The following is a 26068-nucleotide window of genomic DNA, read 5'->3' on the forward strand; positions in this document are numbered from 1 at the left end:
AAGTGCCGTGGATTGCCGCCAGCAAGGGGCGGCCACCAACTCTACATTGTTCCTATCGATTGGTAGATCAATAGGCGATACTAGACCAGCATGCAGAATCGGTGACGGCGCGCGCATCCGTTACCGCGGGGGAGGGATGATTTGGCCAGGCGACGACAAATCGACGAAGGTCGGGCGGGAGCCGAAGCGACCGAACAGGTCGTCAGCGAAAGCCGGACGGATCGTCTGAGGATTCGGGCCGCCTGGATGTATTTCGTCGAGCAGATGACGCAGAACGAGATCGCCGACGTGCTTGGCGTCGGCCGCGTCACCATCGTGCGCATGCTGGCGGAGGCGCGTTCGCGCAACGAGGTGAAGATCACCATCGAGAGCGAATTGTCGGAGATCGTGCGGCTGGAGCGCGCGCTGGAGCGGACGTTCGGCCTGCAGCAGGCGCTGGTGGCGCCGCTCACCGCGCCTAATGCCGACCCGATCCCCGCGATCAGCGCCAAGACCGGGATCTTCCTGTCCGATACGATGAAATCCGGCATGCGCGTCGGCGTCGGCTGGGGCCGGACGTTGTTCTCGAGCCTGCCGTTCATCAGCGCCAGGTCGCTCTCGGACTTCAAGGTGATCTCGCTGCTGGGCGGCGTTGGCGTCGCGCGTCGCTACAATCCGGCGGAGTTCGCCTGGCGGTTCGCCCAAGTCTTCCAGGGTGACGGCTATCTCATTCCGACACCGGCCGTTGTCGACAGCGTCGAGACCAAGATCGCGCTGGTGGAGCGCTGCGGCCTGCAGGAAATCTTCGAGATGGCCGACACGCTCGACGCCGTGCTGCTGTCGATCGGCGGCATTGCCTCGGCGACGACCTTCTATCGGGGCGGCTTCCTCAAGGAGGCGGAGCGCGAGGCGCTGGTCTCGCGCGGCGCGGTCGGCGACCTTCTGTTCCATTTCTTCGACCGCAATGGCGATCTGGTCGACCATCCGATCAACAGCCTGGTGATGTCGGTGGATGTCGACCGCCTGCGCAAGGCGCCGATCCGCATCCTGACCTCCGGCGGCGAGGAGAAGATCGAGGCCCTGCTCGGCGCCATGAACCTGATCGCGCCGACGATCCTGATCACCGACGAGGAGAGCGCAAGGCGCATGCTCGAGGCGGTCAGCGCAAGCTGAAGGACCCGGTAATGTAATCGGGCCAGGCCTGCTGCTCGTCGAAAACGGCGGCAAGATCCGGTGTGTCCGCCAGTATCCCGCTGAGAACCAGTGCCGTGGCGATGCCGGAACCGTTTCCGCCCGCAATATCATGCTCGACGCTGTCGCCAACGCAGACCACGCTGGCGCGATCGGGCTCGCCGGCCAGTGCCAGGGCCGCGTCGAAAATCGCCGGATAGGGCTTGCCGATGCGGGTGACGCTGCCGCCGAGCTCCTCGTAGAGATCGGCGATCTCGCCCGCGCCGAAACGGGGTCCGACCGCCGTAAGCATGATCCGGTCGGGATTGGTGCAGAAGCAGGGTACCTCGCGGGCCGCCGCCGGGGCAAGCAGCCGGCGATAATGGTCGAGGTCATGGCGGTCGCCCTCGCTGGCCGAGATCAGCACCAGTTCGGCGTCTTCGCCTGCCTGCGTCAGCACAAAGGGCAGGCCTTCGACCGCGGTGCGGTCGTCGTCGCGGCTGATCAGCAGGCACTTTGTCTCCGGGCGCAACCTTCCCGATGCCGCCATGTCATTGAAGGACCGCCACGCCACCTCGCCGGAAGACACGAAATGGTCCCAGCTTCCGGCGGCGAAGCCGAGCTTCAGCAGGCGATCCTCATTGGGCCTGGCGCGCTTGCCGGAGTTGGAAATCAGCACCACCGTCTTGCCGGCACGCTTCAGCGCCGACAATGCCTCTACCGCGCCTGGATAGGGGGCCTGGCCGTCATGCAGCACGCCGAACTGGTCGAGCAGGAAAACCTGGTAGCGGCCAGCCAGCGGTCCGATACCGTCGAGTCGCTCGATTGCTTTCGCGCTCATATGAGTCCTGCCTTGCTTGCACCCCTCAGCGCCAGCCGCGCGGTGCCGGCGGCGGCCTCGTCGGAAAGCGCGGGCAGGAAGTCGACGCCGAGCTTGCGCCGCCGGATGGCAGTCCAGGCCGGATTTGCGGCACCGCCTCCCACGCTCCTGACCGATGTCAGCGCCGGCGCGCCAAGTTCGGCCAATCTGCGATAGCCGAGTGCCTCGATCGCGGCCATGCCTTCCAACATCGCCTTGAGATAGTCGGTGTCGTCAGCCGGCCTCGGGGCAAGGCGCGGCGGCAGGGTCGGATCGGCGATCGGGAACCGCTCGCCTGCTACGCTGAGCGGGTAGTAGTCGAGGCCGGTCTCGGTCGCGGGATCGATTGCCGCGCTGAGCTCGATGATCCGCGCCAGTGGAAAATGCTGAGCCAATACCTTGCCGCCGGAATTCGATGCACCGCCGGCCAGCCAAGTATCGCCGAAGCGATGGCTGTAGATGCCGAAGCGTGGCGCCGAGATCGGCCGGTCGGACAGGATCTTGATGGTCAGCGAGGATCCCAGCGCCGTGACGCCGTCGCCGGCCGCCGTGGCGCCCGTCGCCAGGAAAGAGGCGCAGCCATCGGTGGTGCCGGCGACCACGACCACATTGCGCGACAAACCGAACAGTTCCGCGGCGGCCGCGGTGAGCGAGCCGGTGACGTCGCCCGGCTCGACGACATCAGGCAGCAAGTCCATGCGCATGCCGGTGGCCGCGATCCAGTCCGGCCAGCGGCGGGCCTCGACATCATAGCCTGTCTTCAGGGCATTGTTCTCGTCGCTGACATCGAAGCGGCCGGAGAGATTTCCGGCAATCCAGTCGGCCTGGTGCAGCACGGCCGCGATATCGGGCAGATGCTGGAACCGCAACGCCTTGGCGAGGCCGGAGGTCGCGCCGTGGGCGGCGCTTGCGTCCGGCGCCTCGCGGGCGATCGCGGCCAGTATATCCCCTTCGGCGACCTTGTCGTTGTACATCAGCGGCTCGGCCAGCGGCTGCCCCGCGGCGTCGACCGGCAGCAGTGTACCCGACGTGCCGTCGACGGCGATGGCGCGGACCGCGGCGCGGTCGATGCCCGAAAGCAGTTCCGCCAGAGCCGCCTGGACCGCTTGCCACCATGCCGAGGCGGCGCGGGGATCCTGGCCGAATCTGTCGAGCCGGACGGCGGACTGGCCGGCAATCGAAAAGTCCGGGCGCATCGCGACAGCGCGCGCGCCCGACGTGCCGATATCGATGCCGATGACAAGTGGCATCATGTCTTCAGTCCTTTGCTAGCCGGCGGCATTCAGCTTCTGGCGATACTGCTCAGCGTCCCAATTGACCAGTTCGTCATTCTCGGCGGCGGTGAGATAGCTCAATCGGGCCGCGACATCGACGCGTGCCGTCACGTCGGCCAGGCAGCGCTGCATGGCGTCCGCGCCGGCGCTGGCGTCGCCGCGCATCAGCACGCCGGCATCGGGAAACAGGATCGCAACGGGTGCCGCGCCAAGCCGCGCGGTGACACCCGCGGCGTCTTCGCCGGGCCTCGCCACGACCGAACCCTGGCCGAGGAAGATGACATGGTCGGGATAGAGGCTGCCGGCCCCGGCCATGCGGCGGCTTTCCGGATCGAGCGCGGCGGCATGGGCTTCGACATCGGCCGGCAATCGGTAGACGCCTTCGCCGGCAAGCGCGGTCAGGGCCGCGATGTCGGGTGCGATGGTCGCGCGCGCCGGGCGCGCCAGCAGCGACCGGACGCGGTGGAGCAGACGATCCGCCTCGGCGACGGTTTCGGCGGCGACGACCAGCCCGTGATTGCCGAGGATCAGTACGTCGACGCCAGGCCGCAGCTTCTCGGCAATGCCGCGGGCAAGCGGCAGGCCCGGCCGGAAATAGGGCACGTAGGCCCATTCGATGCCCCCCAGCCGCTTGGCGACCTCAGCTTCGCCATCGGCCTGCACGGCAAGCGAGATCGTGTCGACGCAGTGGACATGCAAAACCACGCGCTGCGGCATCAAAGCGTGCACCGTGGTCTCGATCGATGGGCGCAGGCCGCGCGGATTGAGCGCCGCAATGGCGAAGCCCTGCGGCTTGTCGGCGGCCGGGTCGCGCTCCTCGACCGCCTTGAGCAGCGGCGCCATCGCCACCGGCACCATGATGTCGTCGGTGAGCGCATCCTTCAGCCAGGTGCCGGACGCCTTGATCCAAAGCGTGTCGCCGGCCTTGAGCGAGGTGTTGCCGCCCGCCGCCTGGGTCATATGCGCGTCCAGCCCAATGCCGGCTGAAAGTGCCCGCAAGGCCGCCAGCTCCTGCGCGTCAGCTTGGGTTGCCATGGCGCCATTCCTTCCACGCTGCACGAAATCCCGTCGCCCGGGCCGCTGTTGGCGCTGATATCGCAGATGCGAGCGACTTACGTCAACCGTGATCTACTATCATCAAAACTGGCTTGCAATCTCACTAATGTTGAGTAAGTTGCGCCAATTGCCATGGGAAAATGGCATTGGGAGGAAAAAGTTGAGCGACTCCGGCCGCCAGCGTCAGATCGTCGAACTGCTGCGGGATCGCCCGTTTGCCTCAGTGCGCGAGCTGCAGGAGCGGCTTGGCGTTTCGGCTGCAACGGTCAGGCGCGACATCGACCGGATCGACGAGGCCGGTGAGGCGCGCAAGGTCTATGGCGGCATCTCGGCGCTCGATGGCGCCTCGCAGGCGGGCATTGCCTATGCCAGGCCCTATGACGAAAACCGTGACCTTGCCGTCGAGGCCAAGCGGCAGATCGCGGCTGTAGCGGCGACCATGGTGCGCGATGGCGACGCCGTCATAGTCCATGGCGGCTCGACTTGCTTCCACCTCGGGGTCAAGCTCGCCGACCGCAACATCCGCCTCTACACCAATTCGATGCCGCTGGCGGCCTATCTCAGCGACCACGGCCATTGCAGCCTGACTGTTGCAGGTGGTGACCTGCATCGCGAGCCCGGCATCATCCATTCCCTGACCCAGGCAGCGCCCTTCTACGCATCGAAATTCTTTCTCGGCGCGCAAGGTCTCAACCAGGAAGGGGTGCTGGAATCGCACCCGCTGCTGGTGCGCTCCATCGTCGACCTCAGCCTCTGCTCCGACCAGATCGTGGTGCTGGCCGACAGCCGCAAACTGTCGATCCATGCGCGCAATGTCGCGCTGCCCCTGTCGCGCATCGGCACGCTGGTGACCGATGACGGGCTCTCCGATGCCGATGCGCGCATGCTGGAAGATGCCGGGGTCATGGTGCGGATTGCCTCCACTTCGGGGGCGATCCCATGAGGCTGGCGGTGCTCGATTTCGGCAAGACCAATTCGAAGCTGTTCGTCTTCGGCCAGGACGGACGCATTCTCGACGAGCGCCGGACCCAGCCGAAATGGACGCGCAAGGACGGATTCAGCGTGCTCGCCGAGGCCGAGCTCCATGATTGGGCACTCGGTGCCGTCGCGGACGCGGTCGAAAACCATGGCGTGGAAGGGGTGATGGTGTCCGGCCATGGCTGCACCTTTGCTCTCGTCGATGATGCGGCGCTGACGCATCCAATCCTCGACTACGAGCAGGAACCGCCGGCCGAAATCGCCGCGCGGATCGATCGCAGCATCCCGGACTTCTCCGAGACGTTCTCGCCCCGCCTGCCGCTCGGCTTCAACTATGGTCGTCACATGCTGTGGCTGCAGGAGGTCGATCCCGATGCGTTCGCGGCGGCGAAATCGATCCTCGGCTATCCGCAATACTGGAGCTGGCGCCTGGGCGGCCGGGCAGCCTGCGAAGTGTCCTATCTCGGTTGCCATTCGCATTTGTGGGCGCCGCGCAAGCGCGATTTCTCCTCACTGGTCGATGCCCAGGGGTGGCGCGGCCGGATGCCGGCCTTTGAGCGCGCCGGCACGGTCATCGGCGAGCGGCGCCTTGCGGGCGCGGCGCGGCCGATCGCCATCCACAATGGCGTTCACGACTCGAATGCGGCGCTGCATGCCTATCGCCGGCAGGACCTTGGCCCGCTGACCGTCGTGTCGACCGGCACCTGGGTCATCGTGCTCAATCCCGACTGTCCGCTGGATGCGCTCGACCGCGAGCGCGACATGCTGGTCAATGTCGATGTCGACGGCGGTCCGGTGCCGACCATCCGCTTCATGGGCGGCCGCGAATTCGCCTTCATCAGCGACGGCTGGCAAGGCGCGATCCCGCATGGCTCGATCCAGCAAGCGATCGACGCCGGCATCATGGCGCTGCCGAGCTTCGCGCCGGGCGGGCCGATGCCGGGCAGTGCAGGCCGGCTGGTCGGGCGCATGCCCGATGCCGGAGAACGCGCCGCGGCCGCTCTGCTCTATGTGGCGCTGATGGTCGATCTCTGCCTTGACCTCATCCATTCGCAAAACACCGTCATCGTCGATGGCGGGCTGAACGCCGGCGGCCTGCTTGCCGGGCTCATTGCGCAATTGCGTCCCGGCCAGGCCTTCCTGCAGGGCGCCTCGCTGGAAGGCAGTGCCACGGGGGCTGCGGCGCTCGCCTTCGAGAGCGTTGGGCGCGAATTCGCCGCCGAGGCGCCAGAGCCGGTGCATGCGGCGCGCTTCGGCGGCCTCGCCGGCTATCGCGACGCCTGGCGCGATCGCATTGCCGCGCAGGGCGCCGCCGTCAAGGCAGCGGGTGGTGCACGATGAGCGTGCCGGCACAGAAACACGCAAGCAGTCACCCAGTGCTGGAGATGCGCCACATCTCCAAGACTTTCGGCGCGATCCGCGCCCTGCACGATGTCTCGCTCACCGTCCACGCCGGCGAGCTGCACGCGCTGATGGGCGAAAACGGCGCCGGCAAGTCGACGCTGATGAAAGTGCTGTCGGGCGCCTATCGGCCGGATCCCGGCGGCGAGATCCTGATCGATGGCGCGCCAGCCGCGACCGGCGATCCGATCAAGGCGCGCGCCGCGGGTATCGCGGTGATCTATCAGGAGCTGTCGCTGGCGCCCAACCTGACGGTGGCGCAGAACATCTTCCTCGGCAACGAACCGCGGCGCTTCGGCATCGTCGACCGTGACCAGTGCAGCCGGCGCGCGAACGAAATCATCGCGCGGCTCGGCGTCTCCTTCTCGGCGCGCGCCCTGGTCTCCAGCCTGTCGCTCGGCGAGCGCCAACTGGTCGAGATTGCGCGTGCGCTATCGACCAATGCGCGCATCATCGTCATGGACGAGCCGACCACGTCGCTGACCTCGCGCGAGACCGACAGCCTGTTCGAGGTGATCGCGACGCTGAAATCGCAAGGCATCGCCATCATCTACATCAGCCACCGCATGGAAGAGGTCTACCAGCTCGCCGATCGCGTCAGCGTGCTGCGCGACAGCGGCTATGTCGGCACGCTGGAGCGCGCCGACCTCAACGCTTCGCGACTTGTGTCGATGATGGTCGGACGCGATCTCTCCGCCTTCTACAAGAAGGATCATCGCCCACCGGACGAGAAGCGCGCCGTCGCTCTCTCGGTGCACGGCATGTCCGACGGGCGGCTGTTGAAGAACTGTTCGTTCGACCTGCACAAGGGCGAGGTGCTGGCCCTGGCGGGTCTTGTCGGTTCCGGCCGCACCGAACTCGCCCGGCTGATCTTCGGCGCCGACAAACGCATATCGGGTACGGTGGAGCTCGAGGGCAAACCGATCTCCATCGGCTCGCCGCGCGAGGCGCTCGATGCCGGCATCGCCTACCTCACCGAGGACCGCAAGGAATTCGGCCTGTTCCTCGACATGTCGATTTCCGACAACATCAACATGGGCGTGCTGGCCAGGGACGCGCGGGCCGCCGGATTCCGCGATTTCAGCGCCGCCGATAGGCGTGCGGCAAAAGCGATTACCGACCTGTCGATCCGTACCCGTTCGGCGCAGGCCAATGCGGGCTCGCTGTCGGGCGGCAACCAGCAGAAGGTGCTGCTCGCCCGGCTGCTGGAGACCGAGCCGAAGGTCGTCATCCTCGACGAGCCGACCCGGGGCGTCGATGTCGGCGCCAAGTCGGAAATCTACCGGCTGATCGACAATCTCGCCAACAAAGGCATCGCCATCCTGATGATCTCCAGCGAATTGCCCGAGGTGATCGGCGTCGCCGACCGCGTGCTGGTGATGCGCGACGGCACCATAGCGGGCGAGGTGACTGCATCCGGGGGCGAGCCGCTTCGTCAGGAAGCGATCATGGAACTTGCGACGGGAGCGGCCCAGGAATGACCGACAGAACGACGACGAGCGTGGATCAGGCCGCGGTCAGGAGCCGCCGGCTGCGCACCGCCTTCGCCGCACTTGGCATGCTGCCGGTGCTGGTGCTGCTGGCGGCCGGCTTCCAGTTCATCAACCCCCGCTTCCTCACCGAAACCAACCTGCTCATCGTCACGCAGCAATCGTCGATCAACATCGTGCTGGCGGCCGGAATGACCTTCGTCATCCTGACCGGCGGCATCGACCTGTCGGTCGGCTCCATCCTCGCCGCCGCGGCGATGGTGGCGGTGCTGGTGTCATTGGTGCCTGACTGGGGTCTGCTCGGCGTGCCGGCGGCCATCCTGGCCGGCCTCGGCTTTGGCCTCATCAACGGACTGCTCGTCGCCTATATCAGGCTACCCCCCTTTATCGTCACGCTGGGTTCGCTGACGGCCGTGCGCGGCATTGCCCGCCTGCTCGGGCAGGATACGACCGTGTTCAACTCCGACCTGCCGTTCGACTTCATCGGCAACGGCTCGCTGTTCGGCATTCCCTGGCTGGTCGTCATCGCATTGTCGGTCGTCGTGCTGTCCTGGCTGGTGCTCAAGCGCACGGTGCTCGGCACCTGGATCTATGCCGTCGGCGGCAATGCCGAGGCGGCGCGGCTGACCGGCATCAAGGTGCCGCTGGTGCTGCTGTTCGTCTATGGCGTTTCGGGCCTGCTCGCCGGGCTGGGCGGCGCCATGTCGGCGGCAAGGCTCTACGCCGCCAACGGCCTGCAGCTCGGCCAGTCCTACGAACTCGATGCCATCGCCGCGGTCATCCTGGGCGGCACCAGCTTCGTCGGCGGCGTCGGCTCGATCTGGGGCACGCTGATCGGCGGCCTGATCATCGCGGTGCTCTCCAACGGGCTCATCTTGGCCGGCGTTTCGGACATCTGGCAGTACATCATCAAGGGATTGGTCATCATCGTGGCGGTCGCCCTCGACCGCTACCGGCTCCAGGCAGGGGCGAGAACGTGAGTGACCTGGTCGCCGGCATCAAAGGCCGGCTTGTGTAACGCACCGTGAGAGGCGCGGGGCAATTGGAGGAAGTAAGCGTAATGAAGACCATCGCCAAACTGCTCTGCGGCGCCGCATTCGCGGCTGTCGCCATCGCGCCGGCATCGGCCAAGGACCTCAACAAGGTCGGCATCTCGGTCGGCCTGCTCGGCAACCCCTTCTTCGTCGCCACCATCAAGGGCATCGAGGACGCGGCCAAGAAGATCAACCCGAAGGTCGAGGTGACGTCGGTTTCGGCCGACTATGACCTCAACAAGCAGGTCTCGCAGGTCGATTCCTTCATCGCCGCCGGCGTCGACGTGATCATGCTCAACGCTGTCGACGCCAAGGCGATCGCACCGGCGGTGAAGAAGGCACAGGCCGCCGGCATCATCGTTGCCGCCTTCGACGTTTCGGCGCCGGGCGCCGACGTCACCGTGATGACCAACAACGTCAAGGCTGGCGAGGAAGCCTGCCAGTACCTGGTCGACCACACCGGCGGCAAGGGTGACTACGTCATCCTCAACGGCCCGGCGTCGTCGTCGATCCTGGAGCGGGTCAAGGGCTGCAAGAACGTGCTTTCGCAGCATCCCGACATCAAGATCCTCTCGGACGACCAGAACGCCGAAGGTTCGCGCGACGGCGGCCTGAAGGTGTTCCAGTCGCTGCTCACCCGTTTCGACAAGATCGACGCGGTGTTCGCCATCAACGATCCGACCGCGATCGGCGCGCAACTCGCCGCCAAGCAGCTCAACCGCTCCGAGTTCATCATCACCGCGGTCGACGGCGCGCCCGATATCGAGAAGGAGCTCTCTTCCGGCACCTCGATGATCAAGGCCTCGGCCTCGCAGGACCCCTATGTGATGGCCGGCCAGTCGCTGACGATGGCGGCGGAGCTGCTCGCCGGCAAGAAGCCGGCGGAGGCAACCGTGCTGCTCGATCCCAAGCTGATCACCGCCGAGAACCTGAAGGACTACAAGGGCTGGACCGCGGCCCGCTGATCAGTCCGACACAAGCGCGGCCGGGTTGATCCGGCCGCGCCTTCCTCATCGCCGCTAGAGCGTTTCACCGTTTCACGGAAACGGCGAACCGCTCTATCTCTTTGTTTTAACGCAATTCCTGTGGGAGAACCGCTCACACTTTTCCTGGAATTGCTCTAACCCGGAGACGATCATGTCGCGCATCGGAATCCATTCTTTCGTCTGGTCGGCAAGCTCGGCGCAGAGCGAACTCGAGCGCACGCTGGCCAACACCAGGGAGGCGGGCTTCGACCTGATCGAATTCTCCTATCTCGATCCCGCCGATGTCGACATTGGCGGGCTTGCCAAACGTATCGCCGATCTCGGCCTTGGCGTGGCGATCAGCATCGGATTGCCCGGTGACGGCGACATATCGAGCGCCGACAAGGCGGTTGCCGCGCGTGGCGTCGAAATCCTCCACGAGACCATCGCGCTGACGCGCGACCTTGGCGGCAGCAAGGTCGCCGGCATTCTGTCGGCCAGCCACGGCTTGCAGGCCGAAGCGCCGACGCGCGACCAATGGAACCGCAGTGCGACAACGCTGGCCAAGGTCGCCGAGACGGCGAAGGCGGCCGGCGTCACGCTCAATCTCGAGATCGTCAACCGCTTCGAAAGCAATCTGCTCAACACCGCCGCGCAAGGGTTGGCCTTCATCGAGGACACCAGTTCGGACAACATCTTCCTGCATCTCGACACGTTCCACATGAACATCGAGGAGGCCGATGTCGGGCTGGCCATCCGCCATGCCGCGGCCAAGATCGGTTATGTCCATATCGGCGAAAGCCATCGCGGCTTCCTGGGCACCGGCAACATCGACTTCGCAGGGATTTTCGATGCGCTGACGGCAATCGGCTACGCCGACGATCTCAGCTTCGAATCCTTCTCCTCGGAGATCGTGGATGAGAACCTGTCGAAGAAAACCGCGATCTGGCGCAATCTGTGGACCGACAATATGGCGCTCGCAAAGCATGCGCGCGCCTTCATCGGTCTCGGGCTGGAAACGGCGCGCCGCAAGGCCGAACTCGTCTCGGCCCGGCACAAGCCGTAGCGCGGGAGCGGGCAGCGGGACGTCCCTAGCTGGGTTGCCTGATGCGGAAGCGCCGCTGGTTCTCCTGGTATTTGCATTGCTCCCGTCATGCGCATCGGCTATCCGACCTCTCGGACAGATGAAGCAAAAGGAGCCCGGCATGACGAACAAGACGATCCTCAAATTCGGCCCCGTCGAACACGCGGAAGCCGGCGACCTGCCTGGCTGGATCGCGGTCGAGGGGCAGCCGACCATGCAAACCGCTGTCCAGCACACGACCGCGGACGGCAAGGTCATATCGGGAACCTGGCGGGCGTCGCCCGGCACCTATCACGCGACCTACACCGACTACGAGTTCGTGCACATGATCGCCGGCCGCATCATCATCACACCGGACGGCGGCACGCCTGTCGAAGTGGGTCCCGGCGACGCGTTCGTCGTGGAAGCCGATTTCAAGGGAACCTGGAAGATCATCGAGCCGGTGACCAAGCATTTCGTGGTCAGGGTTGGCTGAGCCAGCCTGATCGAAGCTGCAGCATGTGAGGCCCGCCATGGCGAACCATGACGGGCTTTTCCTTGCCGGCTTGCCTCGCTTGGAAATGCGGACGCCTCGCCGTCGCATGATCCGTACGGAAGAGGACGATGCCTACCTCGACTACGCCATCGCCAAGGGCGGCGTTGAGGACGGCTTGTGCGCCAGCTTCGTGAACTCGTCCCAGGAAAACGGGCATCGGCAACGGACTGGCGTTGCCGGAGCATGCTTGAGACCTATATCCGCTAGCAACTCGCTTTCCCCAACGCCACGATACGGATGTCGGACGTGGAGTGGAATTTTGCCAAGTCCAACAAGGCAGTGGCCGATATCGTCAAGGTGATCGCCGATCACGTGAAACCGTTCAAGGCCGGCGCCGAGGTGGCCCCCGGCATCACCTCGGTAGCGCTCAAGGGCCATACGCCAGGCCATGTCGGCTATCAGATCAAATCCGGAAAAGAACGGCTTTTCGATATCGGCGATACCGTGCACAGTTCGATCCTCTCGCTTGCCAAGCCCGACTGGGCGGTGGCCTTCGACGGCGACAAGCCGGAGGCGGAGCACAACCGGGCCAAGACTTTGGCGACACTGGCCAAGGACCACGAAATGATCTTTGCGCCACATTTCCCCTTCCCAGGTGTCGGCTATATCGAGAAAGACGGCGATCACTTCAAATGGGCGCCGAGCGACAAGCCGCAGTAGGTTTCCGGTCCCCGGTCGAAAAAGGTTGTGGCGCGATGACTTGAAGCGACAGCTGTCCATTGGCGCGCTGAAGGAGCCAATCATCGCCTTCCGTCGAGAATGTACCATCCGCGCGGTCCCGGCTTCGGGTTCGTGACGAAATGGACGTGGATACCGGCCGACGCCAATTGTGCGGTCCAGGCAACCACATTTGGCTCGACAGTCGCCACGCGCGACAAACCCGATGTCGGGGCCTGCTTCTTTTTCAAAGGCGAGCCGCATTTCAGAATTTCATTTCTATCTAAGTCTATAAGTTAAGTGGAATTTAGTCCGACGCTCTTGGCCAGGGCGGGCAATCGAGGGGTTTGCCCTCTGTTCAAAAGGACTGAATGCCATGCGAAAACTGATTTCCGCCACCCTTGTCGGGTTTGCCCTGGCAGCCATTTCCGCTGCAGCGCACGCCGCCGACAAGAAAGTCGTCATCGCCTACCAGACCGGTGCCAACCCCTACAATCTCGGCATCGCCAATGGTGATCTTGCCAAGAAGACCGGTTGGGACATTGAGTTCCGCCGCTTCAACTCAGGCGCCGACATCTTTGCCGCCATCGCGTCCGGCGACGTCCAGATCGGGGATGTCGGATCGAGCCCGTTCGCCGCTGCCGTCAGCAAGGGCATCGACGTGAAGGCGTTCTACATCTCGTCGGTCTCTCGTGACGGCGAAGCCCTGGTTGTCCGGCCCGAGATCAAGACCCCGGCCGACCTGCGGGGCAAGAAGCTCGCCGCTGCGCCGGTCTCCACCGACCACTACCAGCTTCTCGCCGTGCTCAAGCAGGAAGGCATTTCCGAGAAGGAAACCCAGGTCATCGCCATTCCACAGCCCGAGATTGTCGCGGCCTGGAAGCGCGGCGACATCGACGGTGCCTTCGTCTGGGATCCCGCACTCTCCGAACTCAAGAAGAACGGCAAGGTCCTGCTCACGGCCGGCCAGGTTGCCGATCGTGGCGCGCCGACCTTCAGCGCGCTGGTCGTGACTGGCGATTTCGCCAAGGCCAATCCCGACTTCCTTGGCCAGTATGTCCGGCTGATCGACGGCTACACCACGTCCTATCTCGGCAATCCGGCCGCCTGGGGACCGGACTCCGAGAACGCCAAGGCGATCGCCAAATTGCAGGGCGGCACGGCGGCCGAGAATTCCGAGCAATTGAAGACGACTGTCGTTCCGCCGCTTGACGAGCAGGTGTCGGATAAATGGCTGGGTGGTGGCGACAAGAGCGCCGTTGCGAAGATCCTCAAGGACACCGCGGGCTTCCTGAAGGACCAGAAGAAGATCACCACCATCAAGGACAGCTACGCCGCGGCCGCCGATCCGCAATATGCGGAGGCCGCCAAGGCCTCCAACTAGAAATCCCCGAACGACATTCGGTTCTGGCTGGCGGAAATCCCGCCAGCCAGACTGCCTGGAGGCCACCATGCTTCGAATTCGCGACGCCAGCGTCACCTTTCCAGCCTCGGACGGTCAGGAGGTACACGCGCTCGATCACGTCTCGCTCGACATCGCCCCGGATTCCATCGTCGTCGCGGTCGGAGCTTCCGGATGCGGCAAGTCGACATTGCTCAACGCGATCGCCGGCTTCCTGCCGCTAACCGAAGGCTCGATCACGCTGGACGGAAAGGAGATTGTCGCGCCCGGCGGCGATCGGGGCGTCGTGTTCCAGAAGGATACCTTGCTGCCCTGGGCCAGCGTGCTGGACAATGTTGCTCTCGGCCTGAAATACCGAGGCGTGCGGCGCGGCGACCGACGTGAGCAATCACGACGCCTGCTGGAACTGGTCGGGCTCGCCGATTTCGCCGAAAAGCCGCCCTACGAACTGTCCGGCGGCATGCGCCAGCGCGTCGGCATCGCGCGTGCGCTGGCCACCGATCCGAAGATACTGTTGATGGACGAGCCTTTCGGCGCCCTCGACAGCCTGACGCGCGAGACGATGCAGCAGCTTCTGGCCTCGGTCTGGGCCAAGACCGCCAAGCAGATCCTGTTCATCACCCATTCCATCGAGGAAGCCCTTACGCTCGGCACGACCATCGTTGTGATGTCGCCTCGGCCTGGCCGCATCGTTGCTCGGTTCGACGCCGATTTCGTGCGCGAGTTCGCCGAGACCGGCGACATCGGGCCAATCCAGTCCCACCCACGTTTCATCGAACTGCGTCAAGAAATCCGCTCGCTCATCCACCTGCCGGAAGGCGCCCGCAAAGGAACCTTGCAATGACGCTTGCCGCCAATTCGGGAACTTCATTTCCAGCTTCGACAACTCAGCGTGCGCGGTCCGCTCGGCCGCGCCGGTCCACATCGACAAGCACGCTCGGCATCAGCCTGGTCACGCTGGCTGCGCTGATCGCATTGTGGTTCCTCGCCGCGCATTTCGGCTGGGCCTCGCCGCTGTTCCTGCCTTCGCCCGCCGAGGTACTGACCCAGTTCAGCGCTGTCTGGGCCGACGGTTATGCCAACGGCACGCTCCTTGACCACACGCTGGCAAGCCTTGGCCGCATCGCCGCGGCGCTCGGCGTTGGTATTTTCCTTGGCATTCCGCTTGGCCTGCTGATGGGGCTCAATCGCTGGGTCAAGGGCATCTTCAGCGTTCCGATCGATCTCTACTGGGGCCTGCCGCCTTTGGCCTACCTGCCGCTGCTGATCATCTGGCTGGGCATTGGCGAGACTTCCAAGATCGTGCTCCTGTCACTGTCGACCTTTGCTCCGATCTGCTTTGCCGCACAGGCCGGCGTCAGGTCCGTACCCATCGAACGGATCAATGCCGCGCTGTCGCTTGGCGCCAGCCGCCCGCAGCTGTTCACCAGCATCATCCTGCCGTCCGCATTGCCGGAAATCATGACCGGCCTGAAGATTGCCATTGGCGCTGGCCTGTCGACGCTGGTCGCGGCCGAGTTGATCGCGGCCCAGTCGGGCCTTGGCTACATGATCATGTCGGCGGCCAATTTCCTCGCCACCGATGTCGTATTCGTCGGCCTCATCGTCATCGCCATCCTTGCTTTCGCCTTCACCAGCGGCATGCGCTGGCTGGAGCATCGCCTCATCCCCTGGAAGGGCAAGATCTGACGCCTGCCCTACATTCCACAGCCCCTGAAGGAACAATCCGATGTCCAGCAACACCCGTCCGGTCGACCTCTACTGGTACCTGCCGACCCATGGCGATGGGCCGTATCTCGGCACGGACGAACGGCACCGTCCGGCGACGTTCGGATATCTCAGGGAGATTGCCCAGGCCGCCGACCGGCTTGGCTTCAAGGGCGTGCTCCTGCCTACCGGGACTCGGTGCGAGGATGCCTGGATCGTGGCGGCAGGGCTGATCCCGCTCACCGAACGGCTCAAGTTCCTCGTGGCGCTGCGACCGGGCAGCGGAACACCGGCCCTGTTCGCGCGCCATGCGGCCACCCTGGACCGCATTTCCGGTGGTCGGGTCCTGCTCAATGTCGTCACTGGAGCCGACCCGGCCGACCTTGCCGGCGACGGCAACAAGCTCGGTCATGACGAGCGCTATGCGCAGACCGACGAGTTCCTCACCATCTGGCGGCGGATACTTTCGGGCGAGCCGGCTGATTTCGAGGGCAAGTATCTGTCCGCCCATGGCACCGACATTTCCTTCCCGCCAGTTCAGCAGCCCCACCCGCCACTGTGGTTCGGAGGCTCATCCGACGCCGGCATTGCGATCGCCGCCAAGCATGTCGACGCCTATCTGAGCTGGGGCGAGCCGGTGGACCAGCTTGCCGAAAAGATCGATCGCGTGAGGAAGGCCGCCGCGGCGCAAGGCCGGACGATGCGCTTCGGCCTTCGCATTCATCTGATCGTGCGCGAAACGGAAGATGAGGCCTGGGCGGCGGCCGACCGGCTGATCAGCCATGTCACCGACGACCTGATCGCCGAAGCCCAGAACGGGTTCACCAATATCTCGGAATCCGTCGGCCAAAAGCGCATGTCGGCGCTTCATCAGGGCCGGCGCGACCGGCTGGTCGTCGGTCCGAATTTATGGGCGGGACCCGGGCTGGTGCGCGGCGGTGCGGGAACGGCGCTGGTCGGCAATCCCGACAATGTCGCGGCGCGGATTCGTGAGTATCAGGACATCGGCATCGAGACGATCATCGCATCGGGCTACCCGCATCTGGAAGAGGCGTTCAACGTTGCTGAACTGCTTTTCCCCAAACTCGGACTAAGCGGTGAGGCCGCGCAGGCGGAGCGTAGCTGGGATGTCGAGTTCGGACGTGGAGTACGCCCTCAGGCCGCCGCATCCGCTTCGTGATGTCATGGTGCCAGTGATCTGGGCGCATGTGGACCGGCCAAAGGCCGGCCTTCACATCCTCCCGGGCAGCTGGAGTCATTCGCGGTGACGAAATTCCAGAGGTGGCTTGGCCAAGGCCGTTGTGCAAAGCCTTCGGACGCCAACCGATCAAAGCCTCCGTTCACCGTTCCAGGCAGATCGCCACACCCTGGCCGCCGCCTATGCAGAGCGAGGCCAGGCCCTTGCGGGCCTTGCGCCTCGTCATCTCGTGAAGCAGCGTCACCACGATGCGGCAGCCGGATCCGGCCAGCGGGTGGCCGAGCGCGATGGCGCCGCCACTCATGTTGATGATCTCCTCGTTCCAGCCCATCTCGCGGTTGACCGCGATCGCCTGCGCGGCGAAGGCTTCGTTGATCTCCATGACGTCGAGCTCGGACGGCCGCCAGCCGGCCTTCTCCAGCGCAAGGCGCGACGCCGCGACAGGGCCCAGCCCCATATCCATCGGCTCGACACCCGCCGAGGCGTAGGATGCGATGCGGGCGAGGGGCTTTAGCCCGAGTTCGTTCATCCGTGTCTCCGACATCACCAGCACGGCGGCGGCCCCATCGTTGAGGCCGGAGGAGTTGCCGGCCGTGATTGTCCCCTCTCGTTCGAAGACCGGCTTCAGCCGGCCAAGCCCTGCGAGGCTGGTCGAGGGGTTTGGGTGCTCGTCACGGTCGACAACGACATCGCCTTGCCTGGTCTTTACGCAGACAGGCACAATCTCATCGTCGAACCTTGCCGAGCGGATGGCGGCGTCGGCTTTCTCCTGCGAGCGCAGCGCGAAGCGGTCCTGCTCATCGCGCGTGATCTGGTAGCGCCGCGCCAGCGACTCGACCGTGACGCCCATATGGACCTGATGGAATGCGTCCCACAGCCCGTCGGTGATCATCGAATCCTTGACGACCTGCTCGCCCATGCGCAAGCCGCCGCGAACGCCTGGAATGAAGTGCGGCGCCGATGTCATCGAATCCTGTCCGCCGGCAATCACGCAATCGGCGTCGCCGCAGCGAATGGCCTGCGCGGCAAGATGGATCGACTTCTGGCCGGCGCCGCACACCTTGTTGACCGTCATGGCGGGGACGCTGACCGGCAGGCCGGCCTTGAGCGATGCCTGTCTTGCCGGGTTCTGCCCGGCGCCGCCGGTCAGCACCTGGCCCATGATCACTTCGCTGACGGATCCTGGCGCGAGCCCGGTTCCGGCCAGCATCGCCTGAATGAGCTGCCCGCCCAGTTCCGCCGCCGAAAGGCCGGCGAGCGCGCCATTCAGCTTGCCGATCGGCGTGCGTTTGGCCGCGACGAAATAGACCGCATCCTGCAATTTCCCGTCCTCCACCTTCGCGGCACACAGGCTGTGTTCGCCGCTTGACATTCTGGTTATAACCAATAATCTGAAAGCAACATGCAGACAAGATGACGGCTTCGTGCCGGCCTGCATTCCGGGAGGAAATTCATGTCATCCGTGCTTTGGGCGCCGGCGCCAGCCGCGTTCGAATCGTCCAATCTTGCGCGCTTTTGCCGGGCCAACGGCTTCGACCCGCGCGACTACGAAACGCTGCATCGCTGGTCGGTCAGTGACCTCGGCGCGTTCTGGCGGGCGGTGTGGGACTTTGGCCGCGTGATCGGCGATCCCGGCGCGCGATCTTTCCTGCGCGACGATCAGGCGCCGATGACGCGGAGCCGGTTCTTCCCCGACGCATCACTCAATGTCGCGGAAAACCTGCTGCGGGGCGACGACGATCGGACCGCGGTCATCGAGACCGACGAGAGTGGCCATTTCCGCACCTTCACCCTTGGCGAGTTGCGACGGCGCGTCGCCAGGACGGCACAAGGCCTGCGCGCGGCCGGTGTGGCCAGCGGCGACAGCGTCGGCGGCATCCTGCCCAACCGTGTCGAAGGTCTCGTGGCGCTGCTGGCGACGCTGTCGATCGGCGCCGTCTGGTCGTCCTGCTCTCCGGATTTCGGCGCCGCGGCGATCGTCGACCGCCTCGGCCAGATCGGCGTCAAGGTGCTGTTTGCCGCGCCGCGCTATCATTACGCGCGCAAGGAACACGACATCTCCGAGCGGTTGGCCGAGATCGCCGCCGCGATGCCGACGGTGACCACGCTCGTGTTGACCGGCGAGCCGGGCGCAAAGCCGGACTGCGCGGCGGCCTGTATCGCCTTCGACGATTTCGGCAGCGACGGCACGCTCGCCTTCGAACGCGTGCCCTTCGATCATCCGGCCTATGTGCTCTACACCTCCGGCACCACGGGCGCGCCGAAGGCGATCGTCCACCGCACCGGCGGCGTGCTGCTCCAGCATCTGAAGGAGCATCTGCTGCATGGCGATGTTCGCCCCGGCGACGTGATGAGCTGGTACACCAACACAGCCTGGATGATGTATCATTGGCTGATCTCGGGCCTCGCCTGCGGCGCGACCGTGGTGCTCTATGACGGCGCGCCGATCCTGAAGACCGCTGATGGCCTCGACCCCGGTCCGCTGTGGACAATGGCGGAGCGTGCACGCGTCACCCATTTCGGCACCAGCCCGAAATATCTGGCGACGCTGGCCGCCGAAGGTTACGCGCCGGGGCGGCTGCACGACCTGTCCTCGCTGCGCTCCCTGCTCTCGGCCGGCGCGCCGGTCTCTCCCAGCCAGTTCGACTGGGTCTACGCGCATGTGAAGCCGGACATGATCTTTGCCTCGATCTCGGGCGGCACCGAGATCATCGGCTGTTTCCTGCTCGGGTCGCCGATCCACGCCGTTCGTCGTGGCGAGCTGACCGTCAAAGGGCTGGGCCTCGCGGTGGCTGTCATGGACGAGCGCAACGCGCCGATCATCGGCCGGCAAGGCGACCTGGTCTGCACCGAACCATTCCCATCCATGCCGCTGACTTTCTGGGGCAAGGACGGCGACGCGCGTTACCACGCCACCTATTTCGCCGCACGCCGGGAAATCTGGACGCATGGCGATGTCGCGGAGATGACGGCGCACGGCTCGGGGATCATCCATGGCCGATCGGACACGACGCTGAAGCCCGGCGGCGTGCGCATCGGCACAGCCGAAATCTATGCCACCTGCGAGACCTTCGCCGAGATCGAGGATTGCCTGGTCTTCGGCGCACCGGTCGAAGGCGACGAGGAGATCGTGCTTTGCGTCAAGCTGAACGAGGGTTTTGGCCTCACATCAGAGCTTGCCGCGCGGATCCGCCGCGCCATCCGCGAGGGCGCATCGCCGCGTCACGTGCCGCACCGCATCCATGCGGTGCAGGCCGTGCCTTACACGCTCAACGGCAAACGGGTGGAAGGTGCGGCGCGAACGACACTCGAGGGCAAGCCGGTGAAAAACATGGCTTCGCTCGCCAATCCCGCATGCCTCGAGGAATACCGTGCGCTCGACAGGAGCAAGGCGGCATGAGCCGGGCCAAGGGAGCGATCGTCGGTATCGGCGAGTTGAAGCCGCAACGCCTGACCAGCGGCGTGACGACGCTGGAGATGATCGCCGAGGTCTCGCGCCTGGCGGTGCTCGATGCCGGGCTGGAGCCAGCTGATATCGACGGGCTGCTGGTCGGGCCGCAGGTCGGCGAGACGCCGCAGCATGTTCCGGCAACGATCGCCGAATATCTCGGTCTGGCGCCGACCATGGCCAATGTCGTAGACCTCGGTGGCGCCTCGGGGGCAGGGATGGTCTGGCGCGCGGCGGCGGCGATCGAGGCCGGCATGTGCGAGACAGTGCTGTGCGTGCTCGCCAACAACCGCGAGGCGGCGGCACCCCGCTCGCCCAACCGCAATCCGATCCGCGAGTTCGACGTGCCGTTCGGCGCTTCGGGCGCCAACATCTCCTACGCGCTGCTGATGCAGGCGCATATGGCGCAGCATGGCTCGACCGCCAGGGATTTCGCGCTGATTGCCGCCGCGGCGCGCGCCAATGCGCAGCTCAACCCCGACGCCATCTTCTTCGGCAAGCCGGCGGATGTGGACGCGGTGCTGGCTTCGCCGATGATCGCATCGCCATTGCATCTCTACGAAATCGTCATGCCGGTCGCCGGCGGCGAGGCGGTGATCGTCACCTCGGCCGAACGTGCACGCTCGCTGCCCACAAGACCCGTGCATCTGCTCGGCGCCGGCGAGAAGGTCACGCATCGCGCGGTCAGCCAGGCGCCCAGCCTCACCTCGGGTCCGCTGAAGAGCGCCATGGCCCGGGCCTTCGCGCAGTCCGGAACCGACGCCAAGGAGATGGATCTCCTCTCGCTCTACGACTGCTACACGATCATGGTCGCCACGACGATCGAGGATGCCGGTCTGTGCGCGCCCGGTCAGTTCGGCGCGTGGCTGCGCGACCACGATCTCTCTCACCGGGGCGACAAGCCGCTCAACACCCATGGCGGCCAGCTCGGCTTCGGCCAGCCGGATCTTGCCGGCGGCATGACGCATGTCGTCGAGGCGGTGCGTCAACTCCGCGGCGAGGCGGCCGAACGCCAGATCGGCAAGGCCGAGCTGGCGCTGGTCACCGGCAATGGCGCGACGATGAGCGAGGCGACGGCGCTCGTGCTGGGAGCCGCCTGATGTCCGTCGATCTCAACACATTGAAAACCCCCGCTCCGACGATCACCGCGTTGACCCAGCCATTCTGGGACGCGGCGGCGCAAGGGCGGCTGAAAATCCAGCACTGCGAGGACTGCGGCAAGGCCGTGTTCTACCCGCGCCCGATGTGCCCGCATTGCTGGAGCAAGCGCCTCATGTGGAAGGAGGCGGCGGGCAGGGGCCAGCTGAAATCCTTTTCACACGTGCACAAGCCGGGCCATCCCGGCTGGCTGCCGGCGGCACCTTACGTGGTCGGGCTGGTCGAACTGGCCGAAGGCCCGACCATGCTCAGCTTCATCTTGCCGGGCATGCGATCGCCTGTGGTGGGGGACACGTTGCTGCTCGCGCCGACAGCCATAGGCGGCCGTGTCCTGCCGGCCTTCAAACCCGTCGAAACCGCAACAGAGGAGAAGCCGAAATGAGCACCGAGACGAAAGACGGCTGGGCAGGCGTTGTGAAGGGCCGTCCGCAGGTCGGCGCCTTTGCCGAACGCACGCGCCGCACGCGCATCAGCGACATCGAAGCTTTCACCGACATCACCGGCGACCGCAATCCGCTGCACTATGACCGCGCGCTGGCCGAGAAATCGGTGTTCGGCAAGCTGATCGTCCAGGGCGGCGTCACCTCGGGCATCCTCAATGCGCTGGTCGCCGAGGATCTGCCGGGACCCGGCACCGTCTTCCTCGAGGTCGCCTGGAAGTTCGTCAAGGCGGTTGGCGTCGACGAGGAGATCACCGGACGCGTCGAGGTCAAGGAGGTGCGTCCCGACAAGCCGATCTGCAAGATCGAGACCAGCGTGCGCAACGGCCAGGGCGAGCTTTGTCTCACCGGCACGGCGACGGTGTTCACCGTTCCGCTGCAAGGCGTATGAACACGGCGGGCGACAGCCGGCTTGGCGTGGCGGCCGACCGCGAACGCTGGCGCGTTCTGTCGCTGCTCTGCCTGGCGGTCGTCCTGTCGCTGACCACCTGGTTTTCGGCGACCGCCATCCTGCCCGAGCTGAAGCAGGAGCTTGCGCTCGGCCCTGGCGCCGAGGCCTGGCTGACCAATGGCGTTCAGGTCGGCTTCGTGATCGGCGCGCTGGCGGCGAGCCTGGTCAACCTTCCCGACCTGGTACGGCTCAGCCGTCTCATGGCGGCGGCGGCATTGGTTGCCGCGCTCGCCAATGCCAGCCTGCTGTTCCACCCCGATCCGGGCGGCGCCATTGCCGCGCGCATCGTCACCGGCGCGGCACTCGCCGGCGTCTATCCCCCGGCCCTGAAGCTGGTCGCAACCTGGTTCACGCGCGACAGGGGCCTGGCGCTCGGCGCGGTCATTGGTGCGCTGACCATCGGCTCGGCGCTGCCGCATCTCTTCCGCGCCGCCTCCAGCGCGCTCGACTGGCGGCCGGTGGTCGCTGCCGCCAGCCTGGCGACGGCCATCGGCGCGCTGCTGTTCCTGCTGTTTGCCAAGGAGGGCCCCTATCCCTTCGGCAAGGCGGTGTTCGAGCCGGCGCGCATCGGCCAGGTGTTTCGTGAAAAGCCGCTGCTGCTGGCCAATCTCGGCTATCTCGGCCATATGTGGGAACTCTACGCCATGTGGGCGTGGCTGCTTGCCTACACGCGCGCGGCTTTCGAAACGCAAGCGATCGGAACAGCCGCCGCCGCTTCGCTGTCGACCTTCTTCGTCGTCGCCTCCGGCATCCTCGGCTGCCTGCTCGGAGGCTATCTGTCGGACCGCATCGGCCGAACGGCGACCACAGCCGGCATGATGATCGTCTCGGGAAGCTGCGCCCTGCTGATGGGCTTTCTGTTCACCGGGCCGCTCTGGCTGTTCATGCTGGTGGCCGTCGTCTGGGGCATTTCGGTTATCGGCGATTCCGCGCAGTTCTCCGCCGCCATCACCGAGCTTGCCGACCGCCGCTTTGTCGGCACGGCGCTCTCGGTTCAACTTGGCGCCGGTTTCGCGCTGACGGTGCTCGCCATCTGGCTGACACCGCACTTTGCCGACCTCATCGGCGGCTGGCGCTGGGCCTTCCTGCTGCTGGTTCCCGGCCCGCTTCTCGGAGCCGTGGCCATGCTGTGGTTGCGAAACTTGCCGGAGAGCGTGAATATGGCTGGCGGCCTCCGTTAGGGAGGACGCTGCCGCTCCTTGAGTCGCGGCAAATGATTTTGCGGCGGGACCGAATGGAACAAACGACCAGAATGCGTGGGCGTCCTCGCTACGACCAGGAAGATGCAGGAGCCGCCGAGGCGTTCCGCTCGATCGGCTCCAAGGTCGAGCTCAACCGCGACGAGGCGGCACCGCTGTGGGTGCAATTGCGCAATCAGGTCGAGGAAGCCATCAACACCGGCCTGCTGGCGGCCAATTCGCGCATCCCTTCCGAGCAGGCGCTGTGCGACTTCTTCGGCGTCTCGCGTCCGGTCGTGCGTGCCGCGATCGGCTCGCTGTCCAGCGAAGGCCGCATCATCAAGATGCCGCGCAAGGGCATGTTCGTCGCCGCACCGCGCGAGCATGTCGACTTCATGACCGCCAATCTCGGCGTGTTCGACGACCTGACGGCGAAGGGCCACAAGGTCTCGACGCGCACGCTCGAAATCTACCGCTGCCCGCCGAACGAGAAGGAATCCAGTGTCTTCGGCATTCCCGCCAATGGCAGCGTGGTCCGCATCAGCCGCGTCTACATGACCGACGGCGCGCCGATCACCATGACGCGCATCAGCCTGCCGGGGCACCGGGTGCCCGGTCTCGAAAACATCCTGTCGGAAAACCAGTCGATTTTCGGCACCATCCGCGCGGTGTTCGGCCTGACGGTGAAGCGCGCCGACCGTTGGCTGCGCGCGGCATTGCCCACCAAGGAAGAGGCCGAGCAGATGGGCGTTGCCGCCAACACGCCGCTGATCGAGATCGAGTCGATCGCCTATGACGCGGACGGCGCGGCGCTCGAATATTACGAGGCCTTCTACAACTCCTCCGTCGCCCGCATCCACATGGCGGTCGAGCAGCCGTCGGCGACGGTGAACGGTGTCGATCGCACCTGAATCACATCCGTGAAAAAGAATCCGTTTTCTGGTTATAACCAGATTGACGGACCCGGGAAGCTTCTGTAACGTCCCTGTCATGGGGTCGGGAGGAGCCTGACCCCGGAGGCATTATCAGGATCGATCGGCTTGCGACGCTGCCTTGGCGGCGAGGGAAAGATTTTGCCCGCGTGCAAGCCTGGTCCGATGGAGGATCTGCGTGGATTACCGGTCGCAATTCGACCTGACGGGTGAGGTTGCCGTCGTCACCGGCGGCGCCAGCGGCATCGGCTTGGAGGCCGCCAAGGCGCTTGGCACTTGCGGCGCGCGCATCGTCCTTCTCGACATGAATGCGCAAGGGCTGAAAGCCGCCGCCGACGAGCTCACGGCGGCCGGTGTCGCAAGCGTCGACGGCCGCGTGTTGGACGTCACCGATCCGCAAGCCGTCGAAGCGATGGCCGCCCGGATCGTCAGCGATTTCGGCCAGGTCGACATACTGGTCAACAGCGCCGGCATCGCCCGCCTCAACACCGCGCTCGACACATCGGACGAGGAATGGCGCCTGGTGATGGATGTCAACGTCAACGGCGTCTACTGGGCCTCGCGCGCTTTCGGCCGCTCGATGGTCGCCCGCAACAAGGGCTCGATCGTCAATCTCGGCTCGATGTCGGGCCTGGTCATCAATCGTCCGCAGACCGCGCCCTCCTACATGGTGAGCAAGGGCGCCGTGCACATGATGACCAAGGCGCTCGCCGTCGAGTGGGCGAAATCGGGCGTTCGCGTCAACGCCCTGGCGCCGGGCTATGTCGGCACCGAGATGACGCTGAAAATGCGCGAGCGTCCGGAACTCTTCAACACCTGGATCGACATGACGCCGATGGGCCGGCTCGGCGAGCCGCACGAGATCGCTTCGGCGATCCTGTTTCTCGCCTCGCCGGCATCGAGCTACGTCACCGGCGCGATCCTGTCGATCGATGGCGGCTACACGGCCTGGTGACGGGCCGAGCAAGGATTGGAATATCGCATGACCGTTTCGGACCTAGAGGCACGCCAGGCAATCATCGATGCCTGCCTCAAGATGAACGCGCTGGGCATCAACCAGGGCACCTCGGGCAATGTCAGCCGGCGCCATGGCGAGGGCATGCTGATCTCACCGACCAGCACGCCTTACGACACGCTGGTGCCCGAGGACATCGTCTTCATGGCCTGGGACGGCGAGGTCGACGGGCGCCTGCCGCCGTCGAGCGAATGGCGTTTCCATCTCGACATCATGAAGGCGCGGCCCGAGGTCAACGCGGTCGTCCACGCGCATCCGACCTATTGCACGACCATCGCCATCATGGGCAGGAAGATACCGGCGATCCACTACATGGTGGCGGTCGCCGGCGGCAGCGACATTCGCTGCGCCCCTTACGCCACCTTCGGCACGGCGGAGCTTTCGGCGCATGCGGTGGAGGCGCTGCGCGACCGCAAGGCCTGCCTGCTCGCACAGCACGGCATGATCGCGGTCGGTTCCAGCCTCAGCCAGGCGATGTGGCTGGCGGTCGAGGTTGAAACGCTGGCGCGGCAGTATCACGGCGCCCTGCAGATCGGCGAGCCGCCGATCCTGTCCGAGGAGGAGATCGAGAACGTCATCAAGCGCATGGCCAGCTACGGCCTGCGCGACAAGGAGGCTGCTGCCTGAGCGGCGGCCATCTGGCACAATCCTCCGGGA

At 65.4% G+C, this 26068-nt stretch carries 25 protein-coding genes; 21 read left to right on the forward strand and 4 right to left on the reverse strand.

Annotation, left to right across the window (positions count from 1 at the left end; translation table 11 throughout):
* Positions 1–141: 141 nt before the first annotated feature.
* Complete coding sequence (locus tag AC07UC_RS08685; RefSeq protein ID WP_494905155.1) at positions 142–1152, forward strand: sugar-binding transcriptional regulator; 1011 nt, start codon at positions 142–144, stop codon at positions 1150–1152.
* On the opposite strand, the gene AC07UC_RS08690 is transcribed toward AC07UC_RS08685, so the two are convergent.
* From AC07UC_RS08690 to AC07UC_RS08700, 3 genes are read right to left on the reverse strand one after another with little or no spacing between them, the layout of a single operon-like run.
* On the reverse strand, positions 1139–1990 hold the full coding sequence (locus AC07UC_RS08690) for a TIGR01459 family HAD-type hydrolase (protein ID WP_494905157.1): 852 nt from the start codon (positions 1988–1990) through the stop codon (positions 1139–1141). The two genes, AC07UC_RS08685 and AC07UC_RS08690, sit on opposite strands and share 14 nt — an antisense overlap.
* Positions 1987–3261, reverse strand: a complete 1275-nt coding sequence (locus tag AC07UC_RS08695; protein WP_494905158.1) for an FGGY-family carbohydrate kinase — start codon at positions 3259–3261, stop codon at positions 1987–1989. Before AC07UC_RS08695 ends, AC07UC_RS08690 begins: the two co-directional genes overlap by 4 nt.
* Before the next feature lie 15 nt (positions 3262–3276).
* A complete protein-coding gene (locus AC07UC_RS08700) occupies positions 3277–4317 on the reverse strand; it encodes a class II aldolase/adducin family protein (RefSeq protein ID WP_494905160.1) in 1041 nt (346 codons plus the stop codon).
* Between the two features lie 181 nt (positions 4318–4498).
* On the opposite strand from AC07UC_RS08700, the gene AC07UC_RS08705 reads away from it, so the two are divergent.
* The 12 genes from AC07UC_RS08705 to ssuD all read left to right on the forward strand — a co-directional run bounded on the left by AC07UC_RS08705 (position 4499) and on the right by ssuD (position 16771).
* Positions 4499–5281 carry a DeoR/GlpR family DNA-binding transcription regulator gene (locus tag AC07UC_RS08705; RefSeq protein WP_494905162.1) on the forward strand — a complete coding sequence of 261 codons (783 nt, stop codon included), beginning with the start codon at positions 4499–4501 and terminating at the stop codon, positions 5279–5281.
* Complete coding sequence (locus AC07UC_RS08710) at positions 5278–6657, forward strand: FGGY-family carbohydrate kinase (protein WP_494905164.1); 1380 nt, start codon at positions 5278–5280, stop codon at positions 6655–6657. The genes AC07UC_RS08705 and AC07UC_RS08710 overlap by 4 nt, the downstream gene beginning before the upstream one ends.
* Positions 6654–8198 carry a sugar ABC transporter ATP-binding protein gene (locus AC07UC_RS08715; protein WP_494905166.1) on the forward strand — a complete coding sequence of 515 codons (1545 nt, stop codon included), beginning with the start codon at positions 6654–6656 and terminating at the stop codon, positions 8196–8198. Before AC07UC_RS08710 ends, AC07UC_RS08715 begins: the two co-directional genes overlap by 4 nt.
* Positions 8195–9187 carry an ABC transporter permease subunit gene (locus AC07UC_RS08720; RefSeq protein WP_140772523.1) on the forward strand — a complete coding sequence of 331 codons (993 nt, stop codon included), beginning with the start codon at positions 8195–8197 and terminating at the stop codon, positions 9185–9187. The genes AC07UC_RS08715 and AC07UC_RS08720 overlap by 4 nt, the downstream gene beginning before the upstream one ends.
* A gap of 80 nt (positions 9188–9267) precedes the next feature.
* A complete protein-coding gene (locus AC07UC_RS08725; protein ID WP_140772521.1) occupies positions 9268–10206 on the forward strand; it encodes an ABC transporter substrate-binding protein in 939 nt (312 codons plus the stop codon).
* A 172-nt stretch (positions 10207–10378) separates the two neighbouring features.
* Entirely contained in the window at positions 10379–11272 is an 894-nt protein-coding gene (locus AC07UC_RS08730) for a sugar phosphate isomerase/epimerase family protein (RefSeq protein ID WP_494905169.1), read from the forward strand.
* Between the two features lie 139 nt (positions 11273–11411).
* Positions 11412–11765, forward strand: a complete 354-nt coding sequence (locus AC07UC_RS08735; protein WP_056576558.1) for a cupin domain-containing protein — start codon at positions 11412–11414, stop codon at positions 11763–11765.
* Positions 11766–12071: 306 nt separating this feature from the next.
* Positions 12072–12485, forward strand: coding sequence for an MBL fold metallo-hydrolase (locus tag AC07UC_RS08740; RefSeq protein ID WP_494905171.1), 414 nt, complete (start codon positions 12072–12074; stop codon positions 12483–12485).
* A gap of 373 nt (positions 12486–12858) precedes the next feature.
* Complete coding sequence (gene tauA, locus AC07UC_RS08745; RefSeq protein ID WP_140772515.1) at positions 12859–13866, forward strand: taurine ABC transporter substrate-binding protein; 1008 nt, start codon at positions 12859–12861, stop codon at positions 13864–13866.
* Between the two features lie 67 nt (positions 13867–13933).
* Entirely contained in the window at positions 13934–14728 is a 795-nt protein-coding gene (locus AC07UC_RS08750; RefSeq protein ID WP_494905174.1) for a taurine ABC transporter ATP-binding protein, read from the forward strand.
* Positions 14725–15573, forward strand: a complete 849-nt coding sequence (locus AC07UC_RS08755) for an ABC transporter permease subunit (RefSeq protein ID WP_494905176.1) — start codon at positions 14725–14727, stop codon at positions 15571–15573. The genes AC07UC_RS08750 and AC07UC_RS08755 overlap by 4 nt, the downstream gene beginning before the upstream one ends.
* 40 nt (positions 15574–15613) lie before the next feature.
* Positions 15614–16771 (forward strand): FMNH2-dependent alkanesulfonate monooxygenase, encoded by a 1158-nt coding sequence (gene ssuD / locus AC07UC_RS08760; protein WP_494905178.1) that lies wholly within the window; start codon positions 15614–15616, stop codon positions 16769–16771.
* A 160-nt stretch (positions 16772–16931) separates the two neighbouring features.
* On the opposite strand, the gene AC07UC_RS08765 is transcribed toward ssuD, so the two are convergent.
* Positions 16932–18161: an acetyl-CoA C-acetyltransferase gene (locus AC07UC_RS08765; protein WP_274609149.1), complete on the reverse strand. Its 1230-nt coding sequence runs from the start codon at positions 18159–18161 to the stop codon at positions 16932–16934.
* An 81-nt stretch (positions 18162–18242) separates the two neighbouring features.
* On the opposite strand from AC07UC_RS08765, the gene AC07UC_RS08770 reads away from it, so the two are divergent.
* From AC07UC_RS08770 to AC07UC_RS08805, 8 genes are all read left to right on the forward strand, one after another.
* Positions 18243–20189, forward strand: a complete 1947-nt coding sequence (locus tag AC07UC_RS08770) for an acetoacetate--CoA ligase (protein WP_494905181.1) — start codon at positions 18243–18245, stop codon at positions 20187–20189.
* Entirely contained in the window at positions 20186–21337 is a 1152-nt protein-coding gene (locus tag AC07UC_RS08775) for a thiolase family protein (protein WP_494905183.1), read from the forward strand. Before AC07UC_RS08770 ends, AC07UC_RS08775 begins: the two co-directional genes overlap by 4 nt.
* Positions 21337–21777, forward strand: a complete 441-nt coding sequence (locus tag AC07UC_RS08780) for a Zn-ribbon domain-containing OB-fold protein (RefSeq protein ID WP_494905185.1) — start codon at positions 21337–21339, stop codon at positions 21775–21777. The genes AC07UC_RS08775 and AC07UC_RS08780 overlap by 1 nt, the downstream gene beginning before the upstream one ends.
* Positions 21774–22226, forward strand: coding sequence for a MaoC family dehydratase (locus tag AC07UC_RS08785; RefSeq protein ID WP_056577114.1), 453 nt, complete (start codon positions 21774–21776; stop codon positions 22224–22226). Before AC07UC_RS08780 ends, AC07UC_RS08785 begins: the two co-directional genes overlap by 4 nt.
* Positions 22223–23467 carry an MFS transporter gene (locus AC07UC_RS08790; RefSeq protein WP_494905187.1) on the forward strand — a complete coding sequence of 415 codons (1245 nt, stop codon included), beginning with the start codon at positions 22223–22225 and terminating at the stop codon, positions 23465–23467. Before AC07UC_RS08785 ends, AC07UC_RS08790 begins: the two co-directional genes overlap by 4 nt.
* Before the next feature lie 71 nt (positions 23468–23538).
* Positions 23539–24375, forward strand: coding sequence for a GntR family transcriptional regulator (locus AC07UC_RS08795; protein ID WP_056577120.1), 837 nt, complete (start codon positions 23539–23541; stop codon positions 24373–24375).
* A gap of 199 nt (positions 24376–24574) precedes the next feature.
* Positions 24575–25351: an SDR family NAD(P)-dependent oxidoreductase gene (locus tag AC07UC_RS08800; protein WP_140772497.1), complete on the forward strand. Its 777-nt coding sequence runs from the start codon at positions 24575–24577 to the stop codon at positions 25349–25351.
* Positions 25352–25378: 27 nt separating this feature from the next.
* Entirely contained in the window at positions 25379–26038 is a 660-nt protein-coding gene (locus AC07UC_RS08805; RefSeq protein WP_202325730.1) for an L-fuculose-phosphate aldolase, read from the forward strand.
* Positions 26039–26068: the final 30 nt, after the last annotated feature.

It is taken from the genome of Mesorhizobium sp. GW821-FHT04C10 (assembly GCF_059420305.1).

Coding starts and splice junctions, on each gene's coding strand:
- AC07UC_RS08755 (WP_494905176.1), top strand. CDS start 14,725: ATGACGCTTGCCGCCAATTCGGGAACTTCATTTCCAGCTTCGACAACT.
- AC07UC_RS08695 (WP_494905158.1), bottom strand. CDS start 3,261: ATGATGCCACTTGTCATCGGCATCGATATCGGCACGTCGGGCGCGCGC.
- AC07UC_RS08730 (WP_494905169.1), top strand. CDS start 10,379: ATGTCGCGCATCGGAATCCATTCTTTCGTCTGGTCGGCAAGCTCGGCG.
- AC07UC_RS08780 (WP_494905185.1), top strand. CDS start 21,337: ATGTCCGTCGATCTCAACACATTGAAAACCCCCGCTCCGACGATCACC.
- AC07UC_RS08805 (WP_202325730.1), top strand. CDS start 25,379: ATGACCGTTTCGGACCTAGAGGCACGCCAGGCAATCATCGATGCCTGC.
- tauA (WP_140772515.1), top strand. CDS start 12,859: ATGCGAAAACTGATTTCCGCCACCCTTGTCGGGTTTGCCCTGGCAGCC.
- AC07UC_RS08690 (WP_494905157.1), bottom strand. CDS start 1,990: ATGAGCGCGAAAGCAATCGAGCGACTCGACGGTATCGGACCGCTGGCT.
- AC07UC_RS08785 (WP_056577114.1), top strand. CDS start 21,774: ATGAGCACCGAGACGAAAGACGGCTGGGCAGGCGTTGTGAAGGGCCGT.
- AC07UC_RS08750 (WP_494905174.1), top strand. CDS start 13,934: ATGCTTCGAATTCGCGACGCCAGCGTCACCTTTCCAGCCTCGGACGGT.
- AC07UC_RS08700 (WP_494905160.1), bottom strand. CDS start 4,317: ATGGCAACCCAAGCTGACGCGCAGGAGCTGGCGGCCTTGCGGGCACTT.
- AC07UC_RS08775 (WP_494905183.1), top strand. CDS start 20,186: ATGAGCCGGGCCAAGGGAGCGATCGTCGGTATCGGCGAGTTGAAGCCG.
- AC07UC_RS08725 (WP_140772521.1), top strand. CDS start 9,268: ATGAAGACCATCGCCAAACTGCTCTGCGGCGCCGCATTCGCGGCTGTC.
- AC07UC_RS08770 (WP_494905181.1), top strand. CDS start 18,243: ATGTCATCCGTGCTTTGGGCGCCGGCGCCAGCCGCGTTCGAATCGTCC.
- AC07UC_RS08710 (WP_494905164.1), top strand. CDS start 5,278: ATGAGGCTGGCGGTGCTCGATTTCGGCAAGACCAATTCGAAGCTGTTC.
- ssuD (WP_494905178.1), top strand. CDS start 15,614: ATGTCCAGCAACACCCGTCCGGTCGACCTCTACTGGTACCTGCCGACC.
- AC07UC_RS08715 (WP_494905166.1), top strand. CDS start 6,654: ATGAGCGTGCCGGCACAGAAACACGCAAGCAGTCACCCAGTGCTGGAG.
- AC07UC_RS08720 (WP_140772523.1), top strand. CDS start 8,195: ATGACCGACAGAACGACGACGAGCGTGGATCAGGCCGCGGTCAGGAGC.
- AC07UC_RS08795 (WP_056577120.1), top strand. CDS start 23,539: ATGCGTGGGCGTCCTCGCTACGACCAGGAAGATGCAGGAGCCGCCGAG.
- AC07UC_RS08790 (WP_494905187.1), top strand. CDS start 22,223: ATGAACACGGCGGGCGACAGCCGGCTTGGCGTGGCGGCCGACCGCGAA.
- AC07UC_RS08765 (WP_274609149.1), bottom strand. CDS start 18,161: ATGTCAAGCGGCGAACACAGCCTGTGTGCCGCGAAGGTGGAGGACGGG.
- AC07UC_RS08735 (WP_056576558.1), top strand. CDS start 11,412: ATGACGAACAAGACGATCCTCAAATTCGGCCCCGTCGAACACGCGGAA.